Annotated in this window: 12 protein-coding genes; 7 read left to right on the top strand and 5 right to left on the bottom strand. The window is 73.6% G+C overall.

Features of this window, described 5'->3' with window-relative positions; all coding sequences use genetic code 11:
• Nucleotides 1-26 precede the first annotated feature (26 nt).
• Complete coding sequence (locus AB0I11_RS26190) at nt 27-1,118, top strand: UDP-N-acetylmuramate dehydrogenase (protein ID WP_357325857.1); 1,092 nt, start codon at nt 27-29, stop codon at nt 1,116-1,118.
• A gap of 364 nt (nt 1,119-1,482) precedes the next feature.
• On the opposite strand, the gene AB0I11_RS26195 is transcribed toward AB0I11_RS26190, so the two are convergent.
• Both AB0I11_RS26195 and AB0I11_RS26200 read right to left on the bottom strand, forming a co-directional pair.
• A complete protein-coding gene (locus tag AB0I11_RS26195; protein ID WP_357325889.1) occupies nt 1,483-2,271 on the bottom strand; it encodes a class I SAM-dependent methyltransferase in 789 nt (262 codons plus the stop codon).
• Nucleotides 2,268-3,032, bottom strand: coding sequence for an SDR family oxidoreductase (locus tag AB0I11_RS26200; protein ID WP_357325860.1), 765 nt, complete (start codon nt 3,030-3,032; stop codon nt 2,268-2,270). Before AB0I11_RS26200 ends, AB0I11_RS26195 begins: the two co-directional genes overlap by 4 nt.
• Before the next feature lie 171 nt (nt 3,033-3,203).
• On the opposite strand from AB0I11_RS26200, the gene mshA reads away from it, so the two are divergent.
• From mshA to AB0I11_RS26215, 3 genes are all read left to right on the top strand, one after another.
• Nucleotides 3,204-4,568, top strand: coding sequence for a D-inositol-3-phosphate glycosyltransferase (gene mshA / locus AB0I11_RS26205; RefSeq protein WP_357325863.1), 1,365 nt, complete (start codon nt 3,204-3,206; stop codon nt 4,566-4,568).
• Between the two features lie 51 nt (nt 4,569-4,619).
• Nucleotides 4,620-5,153, top strand: coding sequence for a YbjN domain-containing protein (locus AB0I11_RS26210; protein WP_357325866.1), 534 nt, complete (start codon nt 4,620-4,622; stop codon nt 5,151-5,153).
• Nucleotides 5,154-5,339: 186 nt separating this feature from the next.
• Nucleotides 5,340-6,182: a hypothetical protein gene (locus AB0I11_RS26215; RefSeq protein ID WP_357325891.1), complete on the top strand. Its 843-nt coding sequence runs from the start codon at nt 5,340-5,342 to the stop codon at nt 6,180-6,182.
• Nucleotides 6,183-6,583: 401 nt separating this feature from the next.
• On the opposite strand, the gene AB0I11_RS26220 is transcribed toward AB0I11_RS26215, so the two are convergent.
• Both AB0I11_RS26220 and AB0I11_RS26225 read right to left on the bottom strand, forming a co-directional pair.
• Nucleotides 6,584-7,840 (bottom strand): MFS transporter, encoded by a 1,257-nt coding sequence (locus AB0I11_RS26220; protein WP_357325869.1) that lies wholly within the window; start codon nt 7,838-7,840, stop codon nt 6,584-6,586.
• Nucleotides 7,841-7,964: 124 nt separating this feature from the next.
• Complete coding sequence (locus AB0I11_RS26225; protein WP_357325873.1) at nt 7,965-9,290, bottom strand: MFS transporter; 1,326 nt, start codon at nt 9,288-9,290, stop codon at nt 7,965-7,967.
• A 150-nt stretch (nt 9,291-9,440) separates the two neighbouring features.
• Between AB0I11_RS26225 and AB0I11_RS26230 the strand changes: the two genes are divergently transcribed.
• Entirely contained in the window at nt 9,441-10,208 is a 768-nt protein-coding gene (locus AB0I11_RS26230) for a phosphoglyceromutase (RefSeq protein WP_357325876.1), read from the top strand.
• A gap of 108 nt (nt 10,209-10,316) precedes the next feature.
• Here the strand turns inward: AB0I11_RS26230 and phoU are convergent, their stop codons facing one another.
• A complete protein-coding gene (phoU, locus tag AB0I11_RS26235; protein ID WP_046570813.1) occupies nt 10,317-10,970 on the bottom strand; it encodes a phosphate signaling complex protein PhoU in 654 nt (217 codons plus the stop codon).
• 210 nt (nt 10,971-11,180) lie between these two features.
• On the opposite strand from phoU, the gene AB0I11_RS26240 reads away from it, so the two are divergent.
• Together AB0I11_RS26240 and AB0I11_RS26245 are read left to right on the top strand one after the other, a co-directional pair.
• Nucleotides 11,181-12,473 (top strand): ATP-binding protein, encoded by a 1,293-nt coding sequence (locus tag AB0I11_RS26240; RefSeq protein ID WP_357325880.1) that lies wholly within the window; start codon nt 11,181-11,183, stop codon nt 12,471-12,473.
• Nucleotides 12,474-12,496: 23 nt separating this feature from the next.
• Entirely contained in the window at nt 12,497-13,180 is a 684-nt protein-coding gene (locus AB0I11_RS26245) for a response regulator transcription factor (RefSeq protein ID WP_357325883.1), read from the top strand.
• Nucleotides 13,181-14,311 lie beyond the last annotated feature (1,131 nt).

Consider the following 14,311-nt stretch of genomic DNA (forward strand, 5'->3'; position numbering starts at 1 on the left):
CTACCCCTCAGCCTAGGGTGAGAGGTGTGTCAGACGTCTACGCCGAACCGACGACCGGAGCCGACCCGGCCGACCCGGCCACCCTGGCGCGCTACACCACGCTGCGCCTCGGCGGCCCCGCCGGCCGGTTGGCGACCGCCGCCAGCGCCGACGAAATCGTCCAGCAGGTGCAGGAAGCGGAGCTGCGGGAGGACCCCGTCCTGGTCCTCGCCGGCGGCAGCAACGTGGTGATCGGCGACCAGGGCTTCCCCGGCACCGTCGTGCTGATCCGCTCCCGGGGCTACCGGGTGGTCGCGGAGGATGCCGACACCGTCACCGTACGCGTCGAGGCCGGCGAGCCCTGGGACGACCTGGTGGCGGCGACCGTCGAGCACGGCTGGTCGGGGCTCGAGTGCCTCTCCGGCATCCCCGGCTCGGCCGGTGCCACCCCGATCCAGAACGTCGGCGCGTACGGCCAGGAGGTGGCCGAGACGATCGTCGCCGTCGAGGCGTACGACCGCAGCCACCGGGCGGTGGTCCGGATCGCGGCCGAGGACTGCGGGTTCGCGTACCGGGGCAGCATCTTCAAGTACAGCGACCGGTGGGTGGTGCTCTCGGTCGACTTCCGGCTCACCCGCGCCCCGCTCTCCGGCCCGGTGCGCTACGCCGAACTGGCCCGGGCGCTCGGCGTCGAGGTGGGCGACCGGGTGCCGCTGGCCGACGCCCGGGCCACCGTGCTGCGGCTGCGCGCCGGCAAGGGCATGGTGCTCGACCCGGACGACCCGGACACCCGCTCGGTGGGCTCGTTCTTCACGAATCCGGTGCTGGAGCGGGCCGCGTACGACCTTTTCCGGGAGCGCGTCGGCGACCTGGGTGACCCGCCGAACTGGCCCTGCCCGGGGGATCGGGTCAAGATCAGTGCCGCCTGGCTGATCGACAAGGCCGGCTTCGGCAGGGGCTACCCGGGCCCGGCGGGAGTGGCGATCTCCAGCAAGCACACGCTGGCCCTCACCAACCGCGGCGGCACCGCCGGCACCGCCGCCCTGGTCGCCCTCGCCCGCGAGATCAGGGACGGCGTCCACGCCCGCTTCGGCGTGACCCTCCACCCCGAACCCGTCCTCATCAACTGCACCATCTGACCCCCCACCCCCCACCCCCACCCCCACCCCCCGCCCCGCGGCCTCCGCCTCCGCCCACCCCGGTGGCCCCCGCCCTCGCCCACCCCGGCGGCCTCCTGCATCGATCATGGACTTGTGGTGCCCAGCTCGCGGCTTTTGCGGTGTTTGTTCGGTGCCACAACTCCATGATCGCCGGTGCCGGTGCCGGTGCCGGTGCCGGTGCCGGTGCGGGTGCGGGTGCGGGTGCGGGTGCGGGTGCGGGTGCGGGTGCGGGCGGGCCCAGGCCAGGCTAGGGCGAGGGCAGGCCAGGCCAGGCCAGGGCAAGGGCAGGCGAGGGCGAGGGGGAGGGCAGGCGAGGGCGAGGGGGAGGGGGAGGGGGAGGGGGTCAGGTGGGGGCGATGGTGGGCCAGGGGAGGGTGAGTTCGCCCTGGCGCCAGCGGCGGGGGCGGTCGAGGACGGGCCAGCCGGCCTGTTTGACGGCGGCCACCGTCCTGGTCCAGCGGTCGCGGGGGCCGAACGGGGCGTAGCCTGCGGCGGCCTGCCAGGCGTCGGCCAGGGCGACGAGCAGGTCGTGGATCGGCTCGCCGGGCACGTTGCGGTGGATCAGCGCCTTGGGCAGCCGCTCCGCGAGCTGGGCCGGGCTTTCCAGGGTGGTCGGCCGCGCGGCCAGGGTCAGCGTGCGCGGGCCGGACGCGTCCAGCAGCACCCAGGCGCCGAGCCGGCCCAGCTCGTCGCAGGTGCCCTCGACGAGCAGCCCGCCCGGGGCCAGCCGTCCGGTGACGGTACGCCAGGCCTCGGCGACCTCGCTCTCGTCGTACTGGCGCAGCACGTTGAACGCCCGGACCAGGGCGGGCCGGAGGCCGGCCAGTTCGAAGCCGCCCCGGGCGAAGGTCAGGCCGGGCGGGTCGGCGGCCGGTTGGGCGGCGGCCACGCGTACCGGATCGATCTCCAGCCCGACCACCCGGACGTCGGCGCGGACCCCGGCGGCGAGCCGGGCCCGCAGCTCGACGGCGGTGACCGGGGTGGCGCCGTAGCCCAGGTCGACGACGAGCGGGTCGGCGGCGGCCCGCAGCGCGTCCCCGCAGGTCTCGACGATCCAGTTGTCCACCCGGCGGAGCCGGTTGGGGTTGGTCGTCCCCCGGGTCACCACCCCGAGCGGCCGGCCCCGCATCAGGTGGTCCGGTGCACCTTGTGCTGGGCGGCCTGGGCCAGCGGGCGGACCACCAGCTGGTCGATGTTGACGTGCTGCGGGCGGGTGGCGCACCAGGCGACGCAGTCGGCGATGTCCTCGGCGACCAGCGGCTCGGCGACACCGGCGTAGACGGCCTCGGCCCTGGCCGCGTCGCCGTCGAACCGGACCAGCCCGAACTCCTCCGTCCTGACCATGCCCGGGTCGATCTCGATGACCCGGACCGGGCGGCCGCACAGCTCGAGCCGCAGCGTCCCGGCGACCGCGGTCTGCGCGTGCTTGGCGGCGGTGTAGCCACCGCCGCCCTCGTAGACCACGCGACCGGCGGTGGAGCTGATGATCACGATGGTGCCGGCGCCGGAGGCCTCCAGCGCGGGCAGCAGCGCCTGGGTGACCCGGACCGTGCCGAGCACGTTCACCTCGTACATCCACTGCCAGTCGCCCACCGAGCCGGACTCCACCGGGTCCAGGCCGCGCGCGCCGCCGGCGTTGTTGACCAGGAGGGTGACCGGGCCGGGCGCGGCGGCCGCGGCGGCGGCCAGGCCGGCGACGGACTCGTCCGAGGTGACGTCGCACTCCACCGCGGTGGCGGCCCCGCCGGCCGACTCGATCTCGGCGACCAGGCCGGCCAGCCGGTCGGTGCGCCGCGCGGCGGCGAGCACGTGGAAACCCTCGGCGGCCAGCCGGCGGGCGGTGGCCGCGCCGATCCCGCTGGACGCTCCGGTGACGATGGCGACAGAGGTCATCCGGTCATTCTCCCCCGGCCCGTGTCGGGGCGTGCCGATGAGCTCCGTCACGCCGGGACCCGGCCGGGAAGCATTTCCCAAGCCCGATAGGGAAGATGACATCCGGCGTGGAGGTTGACCGAGAAGCGCCGGTCGTGCGGGACGGCATCAACCGTGACAGAGGGAGCGGACGTGGCGGATTTGCACACCGGTGTCGGTCGTCAGCGAGGTGCCCTGCCGTGGCCACGGCCGCGCCGCATCGCCACCGTCTCCGTGCACACCTCCCCGCTGCACCAGCCCGGCACGGGCGACGCCGGCGGCATGAACGTCTACATCCTGGAGATCGCCCGGCGGCTGGCCGAGGCCGACGTCGAGGTGGAGATCTTCACCCGGGCCACCTCCGGTGACCTGCCGCCGGTGGTCGAGATGGCGCCCGGGGTGCACGTCCGGCACGTCACCGCCGGCCCGCTCGAAGGGCTGACCAAGGAGGAGCTGCCCGGGCAGCTCTGCGCGTTCACCGCGGGCGTGCTGCGCGCCGAGGCGGCCCGCCCGCCGGGCCACTACGACCTGATCCACTCGCACTACTGGCTCTCCGGCCAGGTCGGCTGGCTGGCCAAGGAGCGGTGGGGCGTGCCGCTGGTGCACACCGCGCACACCCTCGCCAAGGTCAAGAACGCGCAGCTCGCCGCCGGGGACCGGCCGGAGCCCAAGGCCCGCGTGATCGGCGAGGAGCAGGTGGTGGCCGAGGCCGACCGGCTGGTCGCCAACACCCGGGTCGAAGCCGGCGACCTGATCGACCGGTACGACGCCGACCCGGCCCGGGTCGCCGTGGTGCAGCCGGGGGTGGACCTGGACCGGTTCCGCCCGGCCGCCGGTGACCGGCACGCCGCCCGGATGGCCGCGCGCCGCCGCCTCGGCCTGCCCACCGCCGGGTACGTGGTCGCCTTCGTCGGCCGAATCCAGCCGCTCAAGGCCCCCGACGTGCTGATCCGCGCGGTCGCCGCGCTGCGCCAGCGCGATCCCGCGCTCGCCGACGAGGTGACCGTGGTGATCTGCGGCGGGCCCAGCGGCAGCGGCCTCGACCGGCCCACCGCGCTGATCGAGCTGGCCGCCTCGCTCGGGGTGGCCGACCGGGTGTGCTTCCTGCCGCCGCGTACCGGCGAGGACCTGCCCGCCCTCTACCGGGCCGCCGACCTGGTCGCGGTGCCCTCGTACAACGAGTCGTTCGGGCTGGTGGCGCTGGAGGCCCAGGCCTGCGGCACGCCGGTGCTGGCGGCGGCGGTGGGCGGTCTGGTGACCGCGGTCCGGGACGGCGTCAGCGGGATGCTCATCGACGGCCACGACCCGGTGGACTGGGCCCGGGCGCTGGCCCGCCTGCTGCCCGACCGGCTGTGCCGGGCCGCGCTGGCCCAGGGCGCCGAGCGGCACGCCCGCGACTTCTCCTGGCAGCGTACGGTGACCGGCCTGCTCGCCGTCTACGGTGAGGCGATCGCCGAGCAGCGGTCCCGGCTGGCCGACCGGCTGGCCCGCGATCCCGCCCTCTCCTGCTCGTGGTGACCCGGCTCGCCCGCCCGGCGGGCGGCGGGTGGCGACCGTAGAGTGGGTGCGATGAGCCGCAGGAGTGCCGTCGCCGCGTTGATCGAGTCGGTCTGCGCCGAGCGTGAGCTGGAGTGGGAGTCCACCGCCGAGACGTCGTACGCGGTCACCCTGCCGGGCACGCACAAGCTCAAGACGATCTGCAACCTGATCGTCGGCGAGCACGCGCTGCGGGTCGAGGCGTTCGTGATGCGCCAGCCGGACGAGCGCCGGGAGGAGCTCTGGGCCTGGCTGTTGCAGCGCAACGCCCGGATGTATGGGGTGTCGTTCTCGATCGACGCGGTCGGCGACGTCTACCTGACCGGGCGGGTCAACCTGGCCGGGGTGGACGAGGAGGAGTTGGACCGGCTCCTCGGCGCCGTGCTGACCTACGCCGACGAGTCGTTCGACAGCATGCTGGAGATCGGCTTCGGCACCGCGATCCGCCGGGAGTGGGAGTGGCGGGTCAAGCGGGGCGAGTCGACGGCCAATCTGGCCGCGTTCGCCCACCTCTTCGAGCCGTCGGCCGGCGCGACCTCGGGCGTTGGAGGTTCGGACCCGTCCTGACGGGTATGCCGCACCGCGCGGTGCGGCACTGGGACCCACCGCGGGCCGAGGACGGACTGTCGAGGAGCGTTTCCCATGGCTCAGCGCAACAGCTCAGGTCGCGGCAGCACCGCGGCCAGGACCAAGCGGCAACCCGGCAACCAGACCGCGAACACGCCGGGCATTTCCGAATCCGACATCTCGCGGATGAAGGTGGACGACCTTCGGGGTCAACTCCGCCGCCGCGGGGTCACCGGAATCTCCGCCATGCGCAAGCCGGATCTGGTGAAGACCCTGACCCGGACCCTGCGCTCGGAGTCGCGCGGTGGCGCCGCCCGGAAGAGCACCGGCCCCGCCGGCCGGGCGTCCGCGACGAAGAAGACCGCCGCGGCGAAGAAGACGACCGCGAAGAAGACCACCGCCCGGGCGAAGGCGGCGCCGGCCGCGAAGGCGACCGGCGCGCGGGCCCGCAAGTCGGCACCGGCGGCGAAGGCGGCCGGCGCGCGGACCCGGAAGGCGGCGCCGGCCGCGAAGACCACCGGCGCGCGGACCCGGACGGGCACGGCCGCGAAGCGGACCACCGCCGCGCGGAAGTCGGCGCCCGCCGCGAAGCGCACCACCGCCCGGGCCAAGGCCGCACCGGCCCGCCGGGCCACCGCCCGGGCGGCCCCGTCGGGGGGTACGACGACGGGGCGGGCGTCCAGCCGGTCGGTCGGTTCGTCCCAGCTCATCATGTCGCTGGAGGATCGGCCGGAGCGTCCGGGTCGCAGCCTGGTCACCCGCAACCACGAGGTGATCCAGCGCTGGGCGCGGGCCCGCAACGCCAAGCCGGCCACCATCGCCGGTACGGAGCGCGGCAACCGGCCGGGGGTGCTCACCTTCAACATCCCGGGCTACCGGGAGAGCAGCCGGATCCAGGAGATCAGCTGGGACGACTGGTTCCGCACGTTCGACCTGCGCCAGCTGAACCTGATCTATCAGGAGCAGCTTCGGGACGGCCGGCAGAGCAACTTCTTCCGGACCGAGAACCCGAATCGGGAGGACGGTTGAGGTTTACGGGAATGGCCGGCGGGGATTCCCTGTTGGCCATGACCGAGGCCCGGAGCAGGAGCTTTTCGGCCCGGTTGTGACGGGCGAGACAGCGATCCGGGTTGAATCCGGAATCCGGGCGAACTAACTTTATTGCACCGCGTCACGCTTGGAATCGTTCGGGGGAGCGGCGGATCGATCAGATCCGCGCAAGCGAGACGCGAGGGATCGGGTGGAGCACGCCGTTGGGGGACGGTGCCACCCGGTGGAACCGGCGGCGCGAGCGGGCGACGCTTACGGGGGTGAGGGTCGCCCGCCGCCGCCGGGCGTACGGTCCGAGCGCCCATCCTGACGGGGGTCAGGGTGGGCGCTCGAGCCGTTTCCGGCCGGTGCCGGTCAGGCTCCCCGGCCAGCGGTGCCGGTCAGCGCTCCCCGGCCAGCGCCTTCTCCCGTTCGGCGGTGGCCGCCCGCAGCGCCGCGACCCGGCGTTCCCGGACCGGGCCGGCGAGCAGGTGGCCGACCGCGGCGACGAGGCCGAGCCCGCCTACCACGAGCCAGTGCCGTTCGCCGAGGTGCTGGATGCTGAGCCCGCCCAGCGCGGGCGCCACGAAGGACGCGGCCGGGAAGGTCAGGTAGAAGACCGACTGGTAGCGGGCCCGCAGCTCGGGCGGGGCGAGGTCCGCGTTGATCTGGGCGTTCGGCGGCGCCGCCAGCATCTGCCCGACCGTCCAGACCACCGCGGCGCCCAGGTAGACCGGCAGGTGGTCGGCGGCGGACAGGGTGCCGAAGCCGAGCGCCATGAGTCCGGTGGAGATCGACAGCACGGCCGCCTTGCGGTACGGCGCGATGAGCCGGGGCACGAAGAGCTGGCCGGCCACGATGAGCGCGCCGCCCAGCGCCACCACCAGCCCGTACGCGGACGGGCGCAGGCCGTCGGCGCGCATCGCCAGCGGCATGATCGTCGAGGTCTGCATGGTGAGCACGGCCAGCAGGAAGGTCAGCCCGACGAAGGTGAGGAAGACCCGGTCGGTCAGCGCGGTGTGCAGGCCGGGCCGGCGTCCGCCCGGGGCGGCCGGCACCCGGATGCGCCGGTCGAGCGTCTCGGGGACCTTCAGCGCGATCACCACCGCCGTCACCAGCGTGCTGCCGGCGTCCACCAGGAAGAGCGCCAGGTAGCTCGCCTCGGCCAGCACGCCGGCCAGCAGCGACGCCACCGCCATGCCCAGGTTGAACGCCCAGAACTGCAGGTTGAACGCCCGGGCGCGGCGTTCCTCCGGCACCACGTCCACGATCGCCGCGACGAAGGCCGGGCTGGGCATCGAGTGCGCCACGCCGACCAGCGCGGCCAGCACGGCGATCACCAGCAGGTGCCGGCTGAACGCCAGCGCCACCATCAGCCCGGCCGCGACCAGGTGCGCGGCGAGCAGGGTGGACCGCCGACCCCACCGGTCCGCGAGCACCCCACCGAGCAGCGTGCCGGCCGCCCCGCCCACCCCGTACGCCCCGACGACCAGCCCGGCCAGGGCCGGCGACGCGCCGCGCGCGGCGGTCAGGTAGAGCGAGAGGAAGAGCATCGCGAACGCGCCGGCCCGGTTGATCAGGATGCCGGACCAGAGGTACCAGAAGGTGCCGGGGAGCCCGCCGGCCGAGCTGTCCCACCAGCGCCGCAGGCCGCGCACCCGTCCTCCATGAAGGTTTGTTAACTACTCCGCCGTCGACCGTAGGCAGCCGGGCCGCCCCGCGCCAGCGTGGCGCTGCTCACCCACCCGGCCGGGCGACGGTGGAGCGGCCGCGGCCGGTACCTCAGTGGGTCGCTCGGACCGGCTCGGCGGGTCCGGTGGCCGCGGCCTCGGCCGCCTCGGGCACCGGGGTGCGGACCACGGTGACCGGCCGGACCGGCAGGGTCGGGGTGCGCAGCTGGGCCGCCCGCCGCTCGCGGGCCGGGCCGGAGACCAGGTGGGCCACCGCCATCACCCCGCCGACCACGGCGCAGCCGAGCCAGAGCGTCGTGTTGCCGGCGTGCTCGCGGAGCAGGCCACCGAGGACCGGCGCGGCGGCGCCGGCCACCTGCCAGGAGAGCGAGAAGACGCCCTGGTAGCGGCCGCGCAGTTCGGCGGGGGAGAGTTCGGCGATGAGGGTGGAGTTGGAGGGCGAGTTGAGCATCTCGCCGACCGTCCAGACGAGCACGGTGAGGCCGTAGAACCAGGCCGCGTGGGCGAACGCGGTGAGCCCGAAGCCGACGCCCATCACCAGCGCCGCGAGCGCCAACACGTGCGACCGGCTCCGCCCCTTGATCAACCGGGGTACGAAGAGCTGTCCCACCACGATCAGCACCCCGTTGAGCGCGATCACCGAGCCGTACGTGGCGGGGCTCAGGCCGGAGTCGCCCATGGCGATGGGCAGCATCGAGATGTGCTGGAGGAAGACCAGCGCGGCGAAGAGGTTGAGCGCCACGAAGCCGAGGTAGACCCGGTCGTTGAGGATGGTCCGCAGGACGCCGGCCGGGGCGCGGCCGTCGGACCGGGCCGGGCCGGCCGCGACCGAGCGGGTCTCCCGGACCCGGGTGAAGATGATCAGCGCGGTGACCAGCGTGGTGGCCGCGTCGACCACGAAGAGCAGCAGGTAGCCGGCCTGGGCGGCGAACCCGGCCAGGACGGCGGCGCAGGCGAAGCCGAGGTTGATCGCCCAGTAGTTGAGGGAGAAGGCGCGCAGCCGGTCCTTCTCCGGCACCACGTCGATCATCATGGCGCCGAAGGCCGGGCGGGCCGCCTCGGCGAACATGCCGAGCAGCAGCGCGCCGAGGGCCACCGCCCAGAGCGGCCGGGCCAGCCCGAGCGCGAGCATCATGGTGGCCGCGCCGAGGTGCGCGGTGAGCAGGGTGGGGCGCCGGCCCCACCGGTCCGCCAGGGTGCCCCCGACGGTGGTGCCGACCGCCCCGCCGACGCCCCAGAGCCCGATCACCAGGCCAGCCGCCGACGCCGAGAAGCCGCGCTCCTGGGTGAGGTAGATGGCCAGGAAGACCAGCACGAACGAACCGAGCCGGTTGATCAGCGTGCCGGTCCACAGGTACCAGAAGGCCCGCGGCAGCCCGCCCGTGGTGTTCTGGAACCAGCCGCGTACCGTCCGCATCCGACGCCCCCGTTTTGGTAATGACCGATGATTATTGAGCGCCTTACAACCTAGTCTCGGGCCGGAACGCCGGTCATCAGCTTTTCCACGTGGTGGTCGTCACCACCGGTCCCCGCGTGTCCGCCTGGGCGGTACGGCAGGATGATCCGCATGACTGCGAGCGAGGGGCCCACCATCGGGACGCTGGTCCTGCTGCGGCACGGCGAGAGCGACTGGAACGCCAAGAACCTCTTCACCGGCTGGGTCGACGTCGACCTGACCGCGGAGGGCGAGAACGAGGCGCGGCGCGGCGGCGAGCTGCTCCGCGAGCACAACCTGCTGCCGGACGTGGTGCACACCAGCGTGCTGCGCCGCGCGATCCGCACCGCCGAGCTGGCGCTGAACGCCGCCGACCGGCACTGGATCGCGGTACGCCGGTCGTGGCGGCTCAACGAGCGGCACTACGGCGCCCTCCAGGGCAAGAACAAGAAGCAGACCCTGGACGAGTACGGCGAGGAGCAGTTCATGCTCTGGCGCCGGTCGTACGACACGCCGCCGCCGCCGATCGACGACAACGACGAGTGGTCCCAGGTCGGCGACCCCCGGTACGCGCTCCTCCCGACCGAGCTGATGCCGCGTACCGAATGCCTGAAGGACGTCGTCGAGCGGATGCTGCCCTACTGGTACGACTCGATCGTGCCGGACATCCTGGCCGGCCGGACGGTGCTGGTGGCCGCGCACGGCAACTCGCTGCGCGCCCTGGTCAAGCACCTCGACCAGATCTCCGACGAGGCGATCGCCAAGCTGAACATCCCCACCGGCATCCCGCTCCGCTACGACCTCGACCCGCAGCTGCGCCCGCAGGTCCTCGGCGGCACCTACCTCGACCCGGAGGCCGCCAAGGCGGCCGCCGCCGCGGTCGCCAACCAGGGCCGCTGACCCCGGCCGACGGAAGGCCCCCGGGTGACCGGGGGCCTTCGTCGTGCCCGGCTCAGCTCGCCGCCGGCTCGTGCCCGGCTCAGCTCGCGGCCGGGGCTCGTGCCCGGCTCAGCTCGCCGAGGGTGCCGTCTCGCCGGTGATCAGGTAGACCACGTGCTCGCCGGCGTTGACCGCGTGGTCGGCGAAGCGCTCGTAGAAGCGGCCCAGCAGGGTGGCGTCGATCGCCGTCTCCACCCCGTACGGCCAGCCCTCGCCGAGCAGCACACCGAACAGGCTCTTGTGCAGGTCGTCCATGGCGTCGTCGTCGCGGTCCAGCTCGGCGGCGAGGTCGGCGTCGGGCTTGGCCAGCACGGTGGCGATCTTCTCGGCCATCCGGTCGGCGATGGCGGCCATGTCGGTGAAGACCTGCCGCAGCTCGGCCGGCACCGCCGGCGACGGGTGCCGGCGCAGCGCGGTCTTGGCGACGTGCTCGGCCAGATCGCCCATCCGCTCCAGGTCGGCGGCGACGTGCAGCGCGGTGATCATGGCGCGCAGGTCGGAGGCGACCGGCGCCTGCCGGGCCAGCAGGTCGCAGACCCGCTCCTCCACGTGCCGGTACAGGTCGTCGATCTCGGCGTCCCGCGCGATCACCGTCTCGGACGCCGCCCGGTCGGCGGTGAGCAGGCCCCGGGTGGCGTGGCGCATGGCGGACCGCACCCCCTCCGCCATGTCCACCAGCAGTTGGCTGACAATCTGCAGGTCGGCCCGGAATTCGTCGCGCATGGTCACTTCCTGGGGTCGGTGGCCGCCGCCGGCCGGAGCGGCCCGGGTACGGCGTGAGCAGGTGCGCGACCCACCGTAGGCCGGGGGAACCGGCGCCACGATGAACGCGGGTGAACGGCACGGGACCCGGGGGTGAACTTTCCCGGAAGCGCGAGTGCTTCGTCCCGTTCTGCCCGATGGCCAGGTAAACGATGACCCTACGATCGCCGGGTGGAATGGGCGGTGACGGTCGGGGTGGCCGTGGCACTGGTGACCGGGCTGGTCGCCGGGCTGCTGCTGTCCGGGCCCGTCCGGGAGTGGCGGCGCCGGTCGGCGCGGCCGGGGAGCCCCGGCTCCCGAGGAGGCGCAGGGAGGCCCGGGATTCCGGACGACCAGCAGGCCCGGCTCGCCGGGCTCGGCCGCAAATCGATCGACGCCCTGCGCGCCGGGGTGGTGGTGCTCGACCCGGACGACGAGCCGGTGCTGGTGAACCCGGCCGCCCGGGCGATGGGCCTGCTCCGCACCGGGGCGACGCCCGGCTCGATCGCGGCGCACCCGTTGATCCGTACCCTCGCCGGGCAGGTCCGCCGCACGGGCGTGCGGCGCGAGATCGAGCTGGACCTGCCGCGAGGCCGCGACAGCGCCGGGGAGAACCCGCTCGGCGTGCACCTGCGCGCCATGGGGCTGGGCGCCGGCTACATCTCGGTCGAGGCGGCCGACGTCACCGAGTCGCACCGGCTGGCCCGGGTACGGCGGGACTTCGTGGCCAACGTCAGCCACGAGCTGAAGACCCCGATCGGCGCCCTGCAACTGCTCGCCGAGGCGCTGGTGGACGCCACCGAGCCGGCCGGCGAGGCCGCGGCCGACCTCTCCGAGGACATGATCGCCGCCCGCCGGTTCGCCGAGCGCATCCAGCACGAGTCGACCCGCCTCGGCCGGCTCGTCCAGGAACTGCTGGAACTCACCCGGCTCCAGGGCGCCGAACCGCAGCCCGCCCCCGAACCGGTCGCCGTGGACTGGGTGATCGCCGAGGTGCTCGACCGGACCCGGACGACGGCCACCGCCCGCCGGGTGGAGATCGTCGTGGCCGGCCAGCGCGGCCTCACCGCGTACGGCAGCGACAGCCAGCTCGCCACGGCGGTGGCGAACCTGGTGGAGAACGCGATCAACTACTCGGGCGAGAACACCACCGTCCGGGTCACCGCGCAGGCCACCGACGAGCACGTCGAGATCGCCGTGGCCGACCAGGGCATCGGCATCGCCCCGAACGAGGTCGACCGGATCTTCGAGCGGTTCTACCGGGCCGACCAGGCCCGCTCCCGCTCCACCGGTGGCACCGGCCTCGGTCTGGCCATCGTGAAACACATCGCCAGCAACCATGGCGGCCGGGTGGATGTGTCGAGCACTCTTGGTGGTGGGTCGACGTTCACCCTCCGGCTGCCCGCCAGCCCCCCGGACGACCTGGAGGCGACACTCTCCTCCGCTGGGATCGAGGCCGGCCCGGCCGACTTCCGGCCGGTCTGACCGACAGGAAAGGAAACACCCCGTTGAGCCGCGTACTGGTGGTCGAGGACGAGGAATCGTTCTCCGACGCCCTGTCCTACATGCTCCGCAAGGAGGGCTTCGAGGTGTCTGTTGCCGCGACGGGGCCCGCCGCCCTCACCGAGTTCGACCGGACCGGCGCCGACATCGTGCTGCTCGACCTGATGCTCCCGGAGATGTCGGGTACCGAGGTCTGCCGCCAGCTCCGCCAGCGCTCCCACGTCCCGATCATCATGGTGACCGCCCGGGACAGCGAGATCGACAAGGTGGTCGGCCTGGAGATCGGGGCCGACGACTACGTGACCAAGCCGTACTCGCCGCGCGAGCTGGTGGCCCGGATCCGGGCGGTGCTGCGCCGGCGGAGCGCCGAGGCGAACGAGCCGGGCGGCCCGACGCTGGCCGCCGGCCCGGTCCGGATGGACATCGAACGGCACGTGGTGACCGTCGACGGCGCCGGCGTGCAACTCCCGCTCAAGGAGTTCGAGCTGCTGGAGCTGCTGCTGCGCAACGCCGGCCGGGTGCTCACCCGGGGCCAGCTCATCGACCGGGTCTGGGGCGCCGACTACGTGGGCGACACCAAGACGCTCGACGTGCACGTGAAGCGGCTGCGCTCCAAGATCGAGCCCGAGCCGTCCGCGCCCCGCTACATCGTCACGGTCCGGGGACTGGGCTACAAGTTCGAGCCGTGACCTTCGTCTGCGCTGGTAGCAGCCAGACGCCGTCCGGGCCGTGAGGTGCCCCCCGTCCGTGCCGCGAGGTGCCGCCTGGATGTGCCGCCTGTCCGTGCCGTGAGGTGCCGTCCGTCCGTGCCGTGAGGTGCCGCCTGTCCGTGCCGTGAGTTGCCGTCCGTCCGTGCCGTGAGCTGGCGATGTCCGTGCCGTGCGCTGCGGCGTGGCGACCACCCGCGAGTCGGACCAGGATCGCCACTACGCCGGCAGGCCGATCGGGGTGATCCCGCCGTATCCGTGGTCCGCGTTTCGTGTACGTTTTGCCCGTTTCCGGGGGTCACCTCGGGTGCTGCCTGTCTGGCGCGACCGCCCAGGCACCTCGGGTGTGCCTGTCGGCGCGACCGCCCAGGCGGGGCGGCTGCCGGGACGGCGCGGCTGCCGGGGCAGCCTCCAGGGCGATATCGCTGCCGGGGGCGCTCGATGGTCACTGCCCCTGCGTGGCCAGGGCGGCCGGGCGGATTGTCCGGTACTGAGCTGGCTGAGGTGTGCCGGGTGGAACGCCATGGATGTCTCCGGGCTCCGGTGACCTCCATGGCGTTCCACCGACGAGACCGACGCCCGCGATGACCCGCGTCCGTTGGGGGTTATGTCCGGTTCCGGAGTGACCGGCGGCATCCCGCGGCCGGAATGGCTGGGGGCCGGGGGTCGTTGTATCCGGGTGAACGGCCAAGGAAGACCACCCCACGGGGTGCGGCCCACCGGGTGCAGGCCCCACGGGGTGCAGGCCCCACAGGGTGCCGGGCCTCCGGGAATGATGGTGGGCCGGTGGTCGTTACACATGGTCCCGGCGCCGCGAAGAAGGCTCCCCGCCCCGCGGCCGGGATGATCCCCCCAAGACTTTCCCCTTTGTGGGTGCGCGCCTACCGTGCGGGCGTCCCGAAGACCCTTTCCCTCTGGGTGCGCGCTTGTCGCGTTGTCATCCGTTGAGCGCCTGACGGTGCTTGCGTCTGTTGCCTGATCCCCCTTGGGTGTGGACGCCGTCCCCCGAATGGAGCTTTGTCATGAACACGATGCTGCGTAAGAGCGTGCTGGGTATTGCTGGTCTGGCGTTCACCGGTGGTGTGTTCGCCGGTCCGATCGCCGCCCACGCCG

Origin of the sequence: Micromonospora sp. NPDC050495 (genome assembly GCF_040655175.1) — a bacterium.
GTDB lineage: Bacteria > Actinomycetota > Actinomycetes > Mycobacteriales > Micromonosporaceae > Micromonospora.